At 71.6% G+C, this 14,660-nt stretch carries 11 protein-coding genes; 6 read left to right on the top strand and 5 right to left on the bottom strand.

The annotated features are described in order from the left end of the window. On the top strand, positions 1 to 942 hold a 942-nt coding region (locus AC1DP0_RS07145; protein ID WP_478083191.1), incomplete at its 5' end, for a cation:proton antiporter domain-containing protein. Between the two features lie 60 nt (positions 943 to 1,002). After that, positions 1,003 to 1,575, top strand: a complete 573-nt coding sequence (locus tag AC1DP0_RS07140) for a dihydrofolate reductase family protein (protein ID WP_478083189.1) — start codon at positions 1,003 to 1,005, stop codon at positions 1,573 to 1,575. On the opposite strand, the gene AC1DP0_RS07135 is transcribed toward AC1DP0_RS07140, so the two are convergent. Both AC1DP0_RS07135 and AC1DP0_RS07130 read right to left on the bottom strand, forming a co-directional pair. Beyond that, positions 1,565 to 4,690, bottom strand: coding sequence for a CHAT domain-containing protein (locus AC1DP0_RS07135; RefSeq protein ID WP_478083188.1), 3,126 nt, complete (start codon positions 4,688 to 4,690; stop codon positions 1,565 to 1,567). The two genes, AC1DP0_RS07140 and AC1DP0_RS07135, sit on opposite strands and share 11 nt — an antisense overlap. Before the next feature lie 3 nt (positions 4,691 to 4,693). Then, positions 4,694 to 5,521, bottom strand: a complete 828-nt coding sequence (locus tag AC1DP0_RS07130; protein ID WP_478083186.1) for a caspase family protein — start codon at positions 5,519 to 5,521, stop codon at positions 4,694 to 4,696. Between the two features lie 189 nt (positions 5,522 to 5,710). Here AC1DP0_RS07130 and AC1DP0_RS07125 point away from each other — a divergent pair, with 189 nt between their 5' ends. Together AC1DP0_RS07125 and AC1DP0_RS07120 are read left to right on the top strand one after the other, a co-directional pair. Next, on the top strand, positions 5,711 to 6,619 hold the full coding sequence (locus AC1DP0_RS07125; protein ID WP_478083184.1) for an alpha/beta fold hydrolase: 909 nt from the start codon (positions 5,711 to 5,713) through the stop codon (positions 6,617 to 6,619). Positions 6,620 to 6,696: 77 nt separating this feature from the next. After that, a complete protein-coding gene (locus AC1DP0_RS07120; protein ID WP_478083183.1) occupies positions 6,697 to 7,890 on the top strand; it encodes a glycine C-acetyltransferase in 1,194 nt (397 codons plus the stop codon). A gap of 7 nt (positions 7,891 to 7,897) precedes the next feature. Here AC1DP0_RS07120 and AC1DP0_RS07115 read toward each other — a convergent pair whose 3' ends face one another. After that, positions 7,898 to 8,326, bottom strand: coding sequence for a pyridoxamine 5'-phosphate oxidase family protein (locus AC1DP0_RS07115; RefSeq protein WP_478083182.1), 429 nt, complete (start codon positions 8,324 to 8,326; stop codon positions 7,898 to 7,900). A gap of 125 nt (positions 8,327 to 8,451) precedes the next feature. Between AC1DP0_RS07115 and AC1DP0_RS07110 the strand changes: the two genes are divergently transcribed. Together AC1DP0_RS07110 and AC1DP0_RS07105 are read left to right on the top strand one after the other, a co-directional pair. Beyond that, positions 8,452 to 10,494 (top strand): NAD(+) synthase, encoded by a 2,043-nt coding sequence (locus tag AC1DP0_RS07110; RefSeq protein ID WP_478083181.1) that lies wholly within the window; start codon positions 8,452 to 8,454, stop codon positions 10,492 to 10,494. A gap of 10 nt (positions 10,495 to 10,504) precedes the next feature. Then, entirely contained in the window at positions 10,505 to 11,005 is a 501-nt protein-coding gene (locus AC1DP0_RS07105; protein ID WP_478083179.1) for an N-acetyltransferase family protein, read from the top strand. Between the two features lie 36 nt (positions 11,006 to 11,041). On the opposite strand, the gene AC1DP0_RS07100 is transcribed toward AC1DP0_RS07105, so the two are convergent. Further along, complete coding sequence (locus AC1DP0_RS07100) at positions 11,042 to 12,082, bottom strand: zinc-dependent alcohol dehydrogenase family protein (protein WP_478083193.1); 1,041 nt, start codon at positions 12,080 to 12,082, stop codon at positions 11,042 to 11,044. 363 nt (positions 12,083 to 12,445) lie between these two features. Continuing rightward, on the bottom strand, positions 12,446 to 14,632 hold the full coding sequence (locus tag AC1DP0_RS07095) for a DEAD/DEAH box helicase (protein ID WP_478083178.1): 2,187 nt from the start codon (positions 14,630 to 14,632) through the stop codon (positions 12,446 to 12,448). Between the last annotated feature and the right edge of the window lie 28 nt (positions 14,633 to 14,660).

Genomic DNA, 14,660 nt, shown 5'->3' with positions numbered 1-14,660 from the left:
TACGTGGAGACGACGGTCACGGTGCTCGTGCCGTTCGTCGCCTACGTCGGCGCGGAGCACCTCAACGGCTCCGGGGTCCTGGCCGTGCTGACGCTGGGGCTCTACCTGCGCACCTTCGCCCACGACGCGACGACCTCCGGTGGCTGGCTGCTCGGTCGCGCGGTCTGGGACTACTCCGACTTCCTCATCACCAGCGTCGTCTTCACCCTGCTGGGGTTCGAGCTCGTGGCCGTCATCCGCTCCACGGGCACGGGGACGGACACGGCGCGGTTGGCGCTCCTCGTCGTCGTGACGCTCGTGGTCTTCCGGGCCGTGTGGATCTATCCCGCAGCCTGGCTCAGCCGGCTGCGCGCCCGGCGACGTGACGATCCCATGCCGACCGGCTGGCGCGAGTCGACGGTCGTCGCGTGGGCGGGCATGCGCGGGGTCGTCACCGTCGCCACGGCGGTGGCCCTGCCCGAGGTGGTGGCGTCCGGCGAGCCGCTGCCGGACCGCGCGCAGGTGGTCACCGTCGCGCTGGCCGTCGTCCTCGTGACCCTCGTGGTCCAGGGACTGACGCTGACTCCGCTGACCCGGTCGCTTCGGGTCGGCAGCGACGTGGACGAGACCGCGGAGGTGGCGGAGCTGCGCCTGCGGGCGAGCAGGGCGGCGCTGGAGCAGATCCGAGACGAGGCGTCCACGCTCGACGAGGACGTGCGCACCGCAGCGCTCGCGCAGTACGAGGGCTACCTGACCGCGCAGCAGAGCATCCACCGGGCGCGGTCGGGCGACGACGAGGCGAGYGACCGGCGCGCGCATGAGCTCGAGGCGGTCCTGCGCCGGGCCAGCGACGTGGAGCGGCAGCTCGTCCTCGAGGCCCGCCGCCGCGGCGAGGTCGCTGCCGGGAGTGCCGACGAGGTGCTCCGTGACATCGAGAACCGGGCCCTGCGCGACTTCGACTGAGGCGAAAAGTGTCAGACCACAGCGCGCTCACCGGGACCTGCGACGTGGCACAGTCGAGAAATGGCCCGACTCATCTATACGACGATCGCCTCGCTCGACGGCTACGTCAACGACTCGGAGGGCGGCTTCGACTGGGCCGCACCGGATGTCGAGGTGCACGCCTTCGTCAACGACCTCGAGCGCGACGTCGGCACGTACCTCTGCGGGCGGCGCCTCTACGAGACGATGGTGTACTGGGAGACCGCCCCGACCGGCGGCCCGGCCGAGGGCCCGACCGAGGACGTCGGGCACGACTACGCCCGCATCTGGCAGGCCGCCGACAAGGTCGTCTACTCCCGCACCCTCGRGGCCGTGGCGAGCGAGCGCACCACCCTCGAGCGGGACTTCGAGCCGGCCGCCGTGGCCCGCTTCGTCGCCGCTGCCGAGCGCGACGTCAGCATCGGTGGGCCGACCCTCGCGGCCGAGGCGCTGCGGGCCGGCATCGTCGACGAGCTGCGCCTGCTGACGGTGCCCGTCGTCGTCGGTGGCGGCACGCGAAGCCTGCCGGACGGCATACGCCTCGACCTCGAGCTGCAGGGTCACCGCCGCTTCGCGGGCGGCGCGACGTACGCGAGGTATGCCGTCAGGCGGTGACCGTGCCCTCCGTCGCCCCGCTCTCGCCGGGACTCCCGGTGTCCGCGGCGACGTCGGAGCTCCCGGGGGAGGCGTCGAGCGCGACGAGGCCGTCGCGCAGGGTGTGCAGGAACTCGACGCGGCGGAGCGCCTCGGTGCCCGCCATGACGAGGAGGAAGTCGACCTGGTCGCGGACCTGACGCAGCTGCTCCTCGCTGCCGAGCTCGCTGGCGCGGCGGTAGAGGTCGAGGGCCTGATGCGCCTCGTCGGCCGTGGCGCGCTGGCTCCAGAGCGCGTCGAGCACGCGTAGGTCGCCGTAGACCGCGACCGTCCAGAAGGTCGGGGCGAGGTAGGCCTCCTCGCGTGCGCCGGCCAATGCGTCGTCGATGAGGCGGCGCGCCTCGACCCGGTCGAGCTCCGGACGGCCCTCCACCGGACGCCACCGCAGGGCGAGCTCCGCCGCGAGCCAGTTCGCGAGGGCGCCGTGCCGACGGCGGTCGGTGGGTCCGGACGCGGCTCGTGCGGCGGCGTACCACTCCGACATGTGGCCGAGGGCCTCGTGCGTCTGCGTCCAGTCCCCGCCACGCCTCCCGCCGGGGCGTTCGGGGCAGGTGACGAGGGCGAGYCGCTTGTAGGCGCTCGCCACCCGCCACAGCCGGTCGACGCGGACCGCTGCAGCCGGCGCCTGCGCGTCACCGGGAAGGACGCCCGCCCGTTCCGGCGCGTGAGCGCCCAGGACGAGGGCCGCGGGGTTGTCGAGGAGGGTGCGCAACCGGTCGATGGCCGACTCGATCGTGGCGACCGCGTCGTCGACGCTGTCGTTGCTCGTCGCTGCCGCGCGGACCACCTGGTCGATCCAGACCTCGAAGTCACGCACCGTCAGGGCGGTCCCGCCGTGCGCAAGGGTCTGCTCGAAGTACTGCGTGGCACGGTCGAAGTCGCCGAACTTGTTGTAGGTGCGCGCGATGAGCACCTGGAGCGAGTCGTCCTCGCGGTCCTCGGGCGCGAGCGCCTCGTAGAGCTCGCGCAGGCGGTCGAGGCCGAAGCGCGTGTTGCGACTGACATCGACCGACTGGGTGAGGTTCTCGATCTCGACCCGCGCCTGGTCAGCGCTCGCGGGCGCCCTCCGCACCGTGGCGGCCCGGTGCACGACGACGTCGGAGGCGAGCCGGTAGTCCGGGTCGCCGTAGCACTGGTACGCGCCCCAGGTGTTGACCGCCGGGTGGTCGTTCCACGTCTGCCACCGGGCGGCAGCGAGCGCCTCCCCGAAGGTCAGGCCCGACAGCATCCGGTCGTAGAAGGTGGTCGCGAAGGTCGCCGCCGCACCGTCGTCGACGGCCCAGCCGCACGCCACGACGACGCGCACGCCGATGTCGATGAGCTCGGTGGCGAAGCTCGCCGCCAGGCGGTGGTAGTTCCCGGAGCGCTGCCCCGTGCCGGGTGAGAGGCCCGAACCGCCCGACGCGCCTGGGCTGCTCGATCCGGCCGCCCCGGCGGGGCTCGCCGGAGCGGCCGGGCCCATCGACCCGAGGTGGCAGCAGTTGACGACGACGAGCTCGGGGACCYGCCTCATCTGGCCCACCTCGCCGGCGGTGAGGTACATCCCGTTGCCGAGCACCATGCCCGTGACCGTGGCATCGGTGCCGTCGCCGAGCGGCCATTCATAGACCCCGTGACCCGCGAGGTGCACGACGCGGTAGGACGTCGAGAAGAGGGCCTGGACGACCTTGGTGCCGCTCTCGGCGATGAGCGGCTCCGCCGCGAAGCCGCTGTCACGCAAGGCCTTCGCGACGTTGCGAGCCTCCTTCTGGGCGGCCGGCAGGGCGCTGAGCCCGCTCGCGGTGTCCCCGACGACGAGCGCCCGGCTGCTCGTCGCCGAGAGCACGTGGCTACGCATCGAGGATCCCTCGAGCTGCCGGACCAGGCCACGGCGCACGCCGAGCGGCTCACGGTCCTCCTGCGTCTCCTGGTCGTCGAGCAGCTCCCACGGATAGTGGGCCGAGCCGCGGTCGACGAGGAGCACGAGGTTGTCCGTGTCGGGGGCCTGGGCCTTGAGGTCGTTGGGGAAGAGCAGCTCGAAGAGCGTCCGGGCGGCCGACGGGTCGGGCGACGGCGAGTCGACGAGTGACTCCACGAGCCGGTCGACGAGGGCGCGCTGGGTCGGGACCGTGCGGGTCGGCGTGCCCGCACGTCGGGTGGAGGCCTCGAAGGTGAGGCCTCCGTCGGGCTCGCTGCACACCCGCACCTGCTGCCACCAGCCGCTGGGCTCCGAGAAGAGCAGCCGTCGCTGGCGGCCCGGACGCTCCTCGAGCCGGAGGTCGGCCGTGAAGGAGTCGGAGAGCTCGCCGTTCGTCAGGGACGACTCCAGGGCCTCGACCGCCTGGAGCGCGCGGTCCTGCCACAGCTCGACGACCTCGATCTCGGCGATGTGCACCGCGAGCTGCGTGTCGGCGAGGCGGTCGTTGGCCCGCTGCACGCCGGTCAGCAGCGCCTGCACGCTGTCGCGCACCGGCAGTCCGCCCTGGCCGGTGCCGATGAGCAGGCTGGAGAGGCTCACCTGTCTGACCTCGGTGTCCGGGACGGAGGCTCCGCCGGTCAGGTGGCCGAGCGCGGCCGTCAGTGAGGCGTGGGCGGTGGCGCGGGCCAGGGAGGCCGCGCTCAGCCCCCCGATCGGGCCGAGACCGGCGACCACCGCGCCGGGCGGGCGGCTCCACTGCTCCGGGTCCGTGAAGACCTGGCAGGTCTCGATCGGCCCGGGGTAGATGCCGAGCATCGCGGCCCGCGACAGCCGCCCGTCGAGCAGCTCGTCCAGGGCGCCTTCGCCGCCGACGAGGGTGCTGCCCGGGTAGTGGCCGACGAGGACGTGGTGGCGGGCGAAGCGCAGGTCGCCGTGGGAGATCCGGACGCGGGTCCGGGGCCGGGACGGGTCGTCGTCGTCACCCGGAGCAGGAGCAGGCGCGGGCGGGGGTGCGGGTGCGGGTGCGGAAGGTGGCACGGTCGCTGGCGCGGTCGCGCTTACCGCCGCGGACGCGGGGACGGGCAGGGGCTGCTCGGCGGGGACGCGCGTGTCCCCGACCGCCGGGACGGCATCCGGCTCGGGCGGCGTCGGGGCCGTGCCCCCCACGAGGGTGGACACGGCTCAACCCGTCCCGGAGAGGAAGATCTGGTCGAGGCGTGCGGTCCGGCCCTCGAGCTGCGGCACCTGGTTGTAGTTGCCACTCAGGCCGGCGAGGGTCCGCGCGTGCAGGGCGCGGTACGTCACCTGGGGGTCCTCGCGCATGGCCCGGACGAGGTAGTAGGTCAGGGCCCCGTTGTAGACGCCGTCGATGTCGGCATCGGCCGATGTCTGGTCGTCCCGGCAGCCGCTGACGAGCGTCTCCGTGATGTCGACGACGTGGACGTCCGCGTCGGGGCGGCGGCGCCGGACCCGGCTCGGCGTTCCGGTGAAGCCGCCCCCAGCGGCCTCGTCGTCGGGGTTGGGCAGGAAGCGCGAGACGACCTCTGGCTCGGGGCCGCCGACGCGCACCGGCTCCCGGGTGTTGGTCCCGGAGTGGCAGCAGTCCATGACGACGGTGAGCGACGCGCCGGGGTCGAGCCGGTCGAACGTCGTCCGGAGCCAGTCGTCGATGAGGGGGTCGTCCCAGTCGAGGTCGTGCGGGCAGAGGATCTCGTCGCGGTGGTCGGTCGTCTCGTCACCGCTGGTGTCGGGGACGTTGGAGCCGTGCCCGGAGTAGTGGAGGTAGAGGACGTCGCCGGGCTTCGCCGTGTCGACGAGGTTGCTGATGCCCTGCGTCATCGAGGCCTTGGTCGCGGCGTCGTCGAGGAGCATGGTGATGTCGGACTCGGCGAAGCCGTAGAGGTCGGTGAGGGCCCCGGCCATGTTGTGCACGTCGTTGACGCAGCCACGCAGGTTGGCCCCCGGGATCGCGTACTCGTTGACCCCGATGAGCAGCGCGCGCTTGGACATGCTCGGCTCCTTCGACCCGGGCCGCGCGGTGGGAGCAGCGGCCCCCTGTGACCCAGTGTTCTCCCCCCGGCTCGGTGATACAGCCGGTTCGGGAGGAAGATGCGTGGCTCCCGCGACCCGCGTCCGTGCCGAGAAGCCGTTCCGGCACACGACCAGGTAGGAGGTGGTGTGTCGTGGTTGCATGAGGCCATGACCAGCCACGACACGCGGCTCGTCCGCACCGCCGACGGTCGGGACCTCGAGGTCCTCGTCACCGGTCCGGCGGACGGCCTGCCTCTCGTCTTCCACCACGGCACGCCCCAGGCGGCGGTGCCCTTCGGCATCCTCGAGCGTCCTGCCACGGAGCGCGGGCTGCGCACCGTCTCCTACTCCCGACCCGGCTACGGCCGGTCCACTCCGCGGCCGGACGCTGCCACGACCGCGACCGTCGCGACCGTCGCGGACGACGCGAACGACACGGCCGCGGTGCTCGATGCCCTGGGCCTCGACACATTCGTGACGCTGGGCTGGTCGGGTGGCGGCCCCCGGGCTCTCGCCTGCGCGGCGTTGCTGCCCACCCGATGCCTCGCCGCGACGTCCGGCGTCGGCATCGCGCCGCCGGACGCCGAGGGGCTCGACCCGGTCGCGGGGATGGGGCCGGAGAACGTGGCGGAGTACACCGCGGTGGCGGCGGGACCCGAAGCACTGACGGCCTTCCTGGAGGAGCACGGCACGCCGGTGCTCACGGCGACGGCGGAAGAGATCACTCTCGAGCTCGGCGGCCTGCTGCCTCCCGTCGACCGGGCCGCGATGACGGGCGAGCTCGCCGACTACCTGGCAGCCTCGACGCGTCACGCAGGGGCCCAGGGCATCGTCGGCTGGCGCGACGACGACCTCACGCACACCCGCCCGTGGGGCTTCGACGTCGGCGCGATCGAGGTGCCGACCGCCGTGTGGCAGGGCACCGAGGACCTCATGGTCCCCTTCGCCCATGCCGAGTGGCTCGCGGCGCACGTGGCCGGGGCGCGCGCCCACCTCGTCGACGGTGAGGGCCACCTGTCGCTGCTCATGCGGATGGGTGACATCCTCGACGACCTGCTGTCGCTGGCGCGTCCGTAGACGGCGACCACGCGGCATACGCTGGGTGGCGCCCGCCCCGCCCGGAACGAAACCGGCACGACCCGCGAAGGACACCGATGTACGGCTCAGTCAAGGACGAGATCGCTGCCACGCTGCAGGAGATCAAGGACGCCGGCCTCTACAAGAACGAGCGGGAGCTGACCTCGCCACAGTCGGCGCACATCACGACCCGCAAGGCGGAGGCCCTCAACTTCTGCGCCAACAACTACCTCGGTCTCGCCAACGACCCCGCCGTCGTCGCGGCGTCGAAGAAGGCGCTCGACGAGTGGGGCTTCGGCATGGCGTCGGTGCGCTTCATCTGCGGCACCCAGACTCTGCACACCTCCCTCGAGCACGAGCTCAGCGAGTTCCTCGGGACGGAGGCGACGATCCTCTACTCGTCGTGCTTCGACGCCAACGGAGGCGTCTTCGAGGTGCTCTTCGGCGCCGGGGACGCGATCATCAGTGACGAGCTCAACCACGCCTCGATCATCGACGGCGTGCGTCTGTCCAAGGCCATGCGCCACCGGTACAAGAACGCCGACATGAGCGACCTGCGCGCGCAGCTCGAGGCCGCGGTCGCCGCAGGCGCGAAGCGCAAGGTCGTCGTCACGGACGGCGTCTTCTCGATGGACGGGTCCTACGCCCCGCTCGACGAGATCTGCGACCTGGCCGACGAGTTCGGCGCCATGGTCTTCGTCGACGACTCGCACGCGGTGGGCTTCGTCGGGGACGGGGGCCGCGGCACGCCCGAGCTGTTCGGCGTCATGGACCGCGTCGACATCCTCACCGGCACCCTGGGCAAGGCGCTCGGTGGCGCGTCCGGTGGCTACGTCTCCTCGCACCAGGAGGTCGTCGACCTGTTGCGGCAGCGCTCGCGCCCCTACCTCTTCAGCAACTCGGTGGCGCCGTCCGTCGTCGCCGGGTCGATGGCCGCGATCCAGCTCGTCGAGGGCTCGGCCGAGAAGCGCGAGACGCTCAAGGCCAACACGGCGCTCTTCCACTCCCTCATGACGGAGGCCGGGTTCGAGCTCCTCCCGGGCACGCACCCGATCCGACCCGTGATGTTCCCCGGCGAGGACGGTGCGCGCCGGGCCGCGCAGATCGCCGACCACATGCTCGACAACGGCGTCTACGTCACCGCCTTCAGCTTCCCGGTCGTCCCGCGCGGGAAGGCACGCATCCGCGTGCAGCTGTCGGCCGCGCACTCCGAGGCCGACGTGCACGCCTGTGTCGACGCCTTCGCCGCCGCGCGGGACGCCGTCGGCTGAGGAGCGGTCAGCCGGTGGGCAGGTCGCGCAGCCAGGGACGCGTCAGGTCGAAGCGGCGTCCGGAGATCTCGTCGACCTCGATGGCTACGACGATGGACTTCGGCGTGTCGACCCACGGGCGCACCGGGAGGCGCTCGACGATGTAGGCCGCCTGCCCCTCGAGCGTGCGGGCCCGGCCACGGACGATGACGCTCGTGGCGCGGTCGCCGGAGACCTCGTCGACCTCGAAGGCGACGTCCGTGTTCGCCGTGACGCCGAAGAGCTTGCTCCCCTCCGCCGTCTTGAAGATGAGGCGCTCGCCGTCGACCGCGTAGTTGATCGGCGTGATGTGCACCTCGCCCACGAGATGGAAGGCGAGCCGGCCGAACTCGTGGGTGCGGAGAAAGCCCCAGGACTCCTCCGGGTGAAGGACGTGGACCGGGTCGTGGTCAGTCATGGCGACCTCCTTGGTGTGCCGTACGGCAAGTGCCTGGCTACTACCCATGGTAGTAACAACTGGGTCCGACGCACCGGGCGAGTGACGAGTCCCCGGTCACACGACCCGTGCGATTGACTGTGCCCATGGACTTCTACAGCTCGTGGGCCCAGGGCTTCGCCCGTGTCGCCGCGTGCACGCTGCCGATCGTCGCGGTCGACCCCGAGCGCAACGCCGACGCGGTCATCGCCCAGGTGCGCGACCTCGACGACGACGGCGTGGGGCTCGTGATCTTCCCCGAGCTGTGCCTCTCGGGCTACGCCATCGACGACCTGTTCCTGCAGGACCCGCTCCTCGACGCCGTCGACGACGCCCTCGCCCGGATCGCGGAGGCCACCGCCGACCTGCGTCCCGTGGTCGTCGTGGGGGCGCCGCTGGAGAAGGGATCCCGCGTCTACAACTGCGGCGTCGTCATCCACGGCGGCCGCATCATCGGTGTCGCGCCGAAGTCCTACCTGCCCACCTACCGCGAGTTCTACGAGCGGCGCCACTTCGCGCCCGGCGACGACCAGCGCGGCCAGACCATCGATGTCGCGGGCGACCGTGTCCCGTTCGGACCCGACCTGCTCTTCCGGGCGACCGACGTGCCCGGTTTCGTGCTCCACGTCGAGGTCTGCGAGGACATGTGGGTGCCGGTCCCGCCGAGCCACGAGGCCGCCCTCGCCGGCGCGACGGTCCTGACGAACATCTCCGGCTCGCCGATCACCGTCTCGCGCGCCGAGGACCGCCACCTGCTCGCCCGCAGCGCCTCGGCGCGCTGTCTCGCCGCCTACCTCTATGCCGCGGCCGGTGAGGGGGAGAGCTCGACCGACCTGTCGTGGGACGGCATGACGATGGTCTACGAGAACGGCGCCATGCTCGCGCAGAGCGAGCGCTTCCCCGAGGGGCCTCGCGCGTCGGTGGCCGACATCGACCTCGACCTGCTGCGCCAGGAGCGGCAGCGGCAGGGCACGTTCGACGACAACCGCCGCACACTCGCCGCCCGCACCGACGGCTTCCGCACCATCGAGCTCGCGCTCGACCCGCCGACCGGCGACGTCGGGCTGCTGCGCAAGGTGGATCGCTTCCCCTTCGTCCCCGACGACGAGGACCGCCTCGCGCTCGACTGCTACGAGGCCTACAACATCCAGGTCTCCGGGCTCGAGCAGCGGCTGCGCGCGATCGGCCAGCCCAAGGTCGTCATCGGCATCTCGGGCGGTCTCGACTCGACCCACGCGCTCATCGTCGCGGCCAAGGCCATGGACCGGCTCGACCGGCCCCGCAGCGACATCCTCGCCTTCACGATGCCCGGCTTCGCGACGAGCGACCACACGAAGGCCAACGCGATCGCCCTCATGGAGTCGCTCGACGTGACGTGGGAGGAGCTCGACATCCGACCCGCCGCGACCCAGATGCTCGAGGCGATGGGTCACCCGTTCGGTCGGGGCGAGCAGGTCTACGACGTCACCTTCGAGAACGTCCAGGCCGGGCTGCGCTACGACTACCTCTTCCGCATCGCCAACCAGCGCGGTGGCATCGTGCTCGGCACCGGGGACCTGTCCGAGCTCGCGCTCGGCTGGTGCACCTACGGCGTCGGTGACCAGATGAGCCACTACGGCATCAACGCAGGCGTGCCGAAGACCCTGATGCAGCACCTGATCCGCTGGGTGGTCTCGTCGCACCAGTTCGACGAGGAGGTGTCCGGGACGCTCACCTCGATCCTCGACACCGAGATCAGCCCCGAGCTCGTCCCCGCCAAGGAGGGCGAGAAGCCGCAGAGCACGCAGGCCAGGATCGGGCCGTACGCCCTGCAGGACTTCACCCTCTTCCACGTGCTGCGTCGCGGCTACCGTCCGTCCAAGATCGCCTACCTCGCATGGAACGCGTGGCGCGACAGTGCGGCGGGGGAGTGGCCCGCGGGCTTCCCGGAGGCCGAGCGGACGGCATACGACCTCGCGACGATCCGACACTGGCTCGAGGTCTTCGTGCAGCGCTACTTCGCCAACCAGTTCAAGCGCTCCGCGCTGCCCAACGGTCCCAAGGTCGTCGCGGGCGGCTCGCTCTCGCCGCGTGGCGACTGGCGTATGCCGTCGGACGCGACCTCCGTGACGTGGCTGAACGAGCTCGAGGCGAACGTCCCCCAGGCGTAAGGCGGTCCGAGTGTCATCCAAGATCATCGTGCGCGACTACGACGTCGCCGACTGGCCGCTCGTGTGGCCCGTCATCGAGGAGGTCGTCCGCGGCGGCGACACCTTCCCCTACCCGACCGACCTCACCGAGGAGGAGGCGCGCAGCCTCTGGCTCGAGAACGGCCCGGGCGGGCGGGTGACCGTCGCCCTTGACGGCGACCGGCTGCTGGGCACGGCGAAGATGGGGCGCAACCGGCCCGGCCCCGGCGCGCACGTCGCGACGGCGAGCTACATGGTGACGGCGGAGGCGCGGGGCCGCGGGGTGGGACGTGCGCTCGTCGTCGACTCGCTCGACTGGGCACGCGAGTCCGGTTATGCCGCAATGCAGTTCAACGCGGTCGTGGCGACCAACACCGGTGCCGTGAAGCTCTACGAGAGCMTCGGCTTCACCGTCGTGGGCACCGTGCCGCGGGCCCACGAGCTCCCGTCGGGGGAGCGCGTGGGCCTTCGGATCATGCACGTCGACCTCTGACCCGGCTGCGACCGGTCCTGTCGCGTCCGGGGTGGCTCAGCCCGTGAGGACGACCTTGAGCGCGCCGGTGTCCGCCGCGCGCGCGAACGTGTCGTACGCGTCGACGAACTCACCCATCGGGAAACGGTGCGTGACGAACCGGCCCAGGTCGACCTGGTGTGCGGCCAGCAGCCGGAGCAGGGTCGGCGTCGAGTAGGTGTCGACGAGTCCCGTCGTGATGGTGACGTTCTTGATCCAGAGCTCCTCCAGGTGCAGGGTGGCCGGGCCTCCGTGGACCCCCACGTTGGCGACAGTGCCACCCGGACGGACCAGGGCTGCGCACTGCTCGAACGTCGGTGCCACCCCGACCGCCTCGATGGCGACGTCGGCGCCGAGACCCTGCGTCAGGTCCCGAACGACCGCGAGGGCGTCCTCGCGCGAGGGGTTCACCGTGATGTCGGCCCCGAACTGCTTGGCCGCCTCGAGTCGGGCATCGGCCAGGTCGATGGCCACGACGTGTGCCGGACTGAAGAGCTTGGCACCCATGATGGCGGAGAGCCCGACCGGGCCGGCGCCCACCACCGCTACGACGTCACCGGGACGGACCCGGCCGTTCAGCACACCGACCTCGTAGCCCGTGGGCCCGATGTCGGCGAGCATGAGTACTTCCTCATCAGTCACTCCTTCGGGGACGGCATACGTCGACGTGTCCGCGAAGGGGACCCTGACGTACTCCGCCTGTGTGCCGTCGATCTTGTGACCGAGGATCCAGCCACCGCCGCCGATGCACTGGCCGTAGCTGCCCTCCCGGCAGTAGCGGCAGGCACCGCAGGCGGTGATGCAGGAGACGAGCACCCGGTCACCGGGCTTGACGTTCTTGACGCCCGGACCGACCTGCTCGATCGTGCCGACCGCCTCGTGGCCGAGGATGCGGCCGTCTGTCACGGCGGCCACGTCGCCCTTGAGGATGTGCAGGTCGGTGCCGCAGATGGTGACGGTGTCGATCTTGACGATCGCGTCCGTGTCGACCTGGATGGTCGGCTTCGGCACCTCCTCCCACGCCTTCTGGCCTGGGCCGTGGTAGACGATGGCGTGCATGGTGGGTCCTGTGTCGGTCATGGTGGTCAGCTGATCTCGACGTGCGTCGTCTTGGCCTCGGGGGTGTTGGGCATCGTCACCATGAGCTCGAGGGCGAAGGCATCGTCGGTCTCGGCGTTCGTGCTCATCTCTCCTCCTCGCCATCGCGCCGCACGCCACCGGCGGCTCCTCCCAGTGCACGTCGGGGCAGGTCCCGAGAAACAGGGCCGTTGGTCCCAACCKGCCGTCGGGACCCCGCGGGACCGTGGTCTCATGGTGGGCGCGGCAGCGCACGGCGGGGCGACCCAGCTGCGCACGGTCGAGCGCGGTCGAGCGCGGCCCGGTTGAGCGTGCCCGGAGGAGCTCGCCCCGGAAGGCTGGCCCTCAGGCGGCGCCCGGTTCGGCGATGGCGTCGCGCAGCAGGGCGACGAGAGCGTCGATCTGGAGGGTGTCGCCCGAGGTGATCTCCTCGTCGCTGCCGTCGAGTGCGCGCGCGGCGAGCCCCTGCTTGGCGTCGATGAGCTCGGCGATCTTCGAGTCGATGGTGCCCGAGGCGAGAATGCGCCACGCGGTGACCGGCTCGTCCTGGCCGATGCGGTGCACGCGGTCGATGGCCTGCTGCTGCTCCGCGGCCGTCCACGACAGCTCGGCGAGCACGACGTTGGAGGCGGCGTGCAGGTTGAGACCGACTCCTGCGGCGGTCAGCGAACAGACCGCGACGGCGACGTCGGGGTCCTTCTGGAAGGCGTCGATGGCCTCCTGGCGCTGCTTGGAGGTCTGCTCACCGCGGACCGACACGGTGCGCAGGCCAGCCGAGGCCAGCACCCGTTCGGCCGCGTCCATGACGTCGATGTGCTTGGCGAAGAAGACGACCTTGCCGACCGAGTGCGACAGCTGCACGGCGTAGTCCGCGGCGAGTGTCGACTTGGCCTGTCCGATGCGGCGCACGAGCGAGAAGACGTTGTCGGTGCCCTTCTCGGCGGAGGCGGCCCGCAGCTCCGAGGCCGCGACCCGACGCATCAGCGCGGTGTCCGGCTCGCCGTCCTCCTCACGCCCGTCGCCCTGGGCCAGGAGGGCCCGGTAGCGCTGGGCCAGGCGCCGGCCGAGGGCACGCTCGGCCTCGCGGACCGAGCGGCCGAGGTCGTCGTCGAGCTCGACGGTGATGTCGGCGATCCGCTTGTCCGGCAGGTCCTTGGCGACATCGACCTTGCGGCGGCGCACGATCCCCATGTCGATGACGGCGCGTCGGGCCTCGGGGTAGAAGGCACGGTCGGCCGGCGTGTGGCCCGTGTCGTCGAGGCGCCGGAGGATCTCAGCCGTCGGCTTGCCGTCCTTGATCCAGCCGAGGAAGCGCCAGATGGCGTCGAAGTCCTTGACGTCGTTGATGAGGGGAGTGCCGGTGAGGGCGATGAGGAGCGGGTTGCCACCGGGGGTGCTCGACCGCAGCCGGTCGCCGAGGGCGAGCACCTGCTGGGAGCGCTGCGAACCGAGGTTCTTGATGAAGTGGGCCTCGTCGACGACCATCGAGCGGAAGCCGAAGCTCGAGAGCCAGCCGAAGTGGCGGTCGAGGATCTCGTAGTTGACGACGAAGACGTCGGCGAAGGCGTCGACGTCGTTGCCGTCACCGTGGATGACGGTGACGCGCCGCTGCGGCGTCCAGCGCTCGACCTCGCGGGCCCAGTTGATCTTCACGACGTTCGGCACGACGGCGAGCATCGGGTAGGCGCCCGCGATCGAGGCGGCCATGACCGACTGGGCCGTCTTGCCGAGGCCCGGCTCGTCTGCGAGCAGGAAGGTGCGGTGACCCTCCTGGACGCTCTGGAGGAACCGTGACTGGTGGACCATCAGCTGCGAACCGGGCGGGGAGAAGCGGTCGATCTGCGGCGTCGGCGGCAGATCCATCGACGCGGCCTCGCCGCCCGCGCCCTGCTCGAAGGCACGGTAGAGCGGGGTCAGCAGGTCCCAGCCGGCGAGGCGGTTGGGGTGGTAGTCGCTCTGGACGCGGCCGAGGTCGGGTGTGAGGAACGGGTTGGCGAGCGCTCGTGAGGGAACCGACTGCGGCATGACCTGCCGGGCTGCGATCTGGGCCGGGACGACGGGTCGCGGCGGCTCGGGGGCCGCGATGACGAGATCCTCCTCGGCGAGCTCGGCGCCCGACTCGAGCAGCCAGTCGCGGCGCATCTGCTGCGCTGCGGGACCGGGCTTGGCGTCGGCGTCGAGCAGGGTCAGCAGGCTCGTGTCACGGGCCGCGACCTGCGCGAGGATCGTCGCGATGCCGTCGAGCCGCTTGAGCAGGTCGGCGCGGGTCGCTGACGGGATCGAGGTGTCCTCACGGACCCGGGCGCGCTCGGAGCGCATGAGGAGGGCCACGACGAGGAACTTCGTTCGGTTCGTCGGGCTGGCCTTGCCCTTGCTGGAGACACGGGCCTCCACCTCGCGGACCCGGCGCGCGAGCACGGGGATGAGCGGGGCCGGTTCGTCCCGGCGCTGGGTCGTCTTTCGCGGGCCGTTGTTCTGGACCTGCTTCGAGCCCTGGCCGTCGGTCGGTCGGCGGCGGACGCGCGTTGCCATGTTCCTCCTGATGACGCGGAGGACGTCG

The organism is Terrabacter sp. P5_B1 (assembly GCF_056400505.1).
The sequence above is the reverse complement of the archived record's forward strand: the minus strand, read 5'-3'. Positions and strand labels throughout refer to the sequence as shown.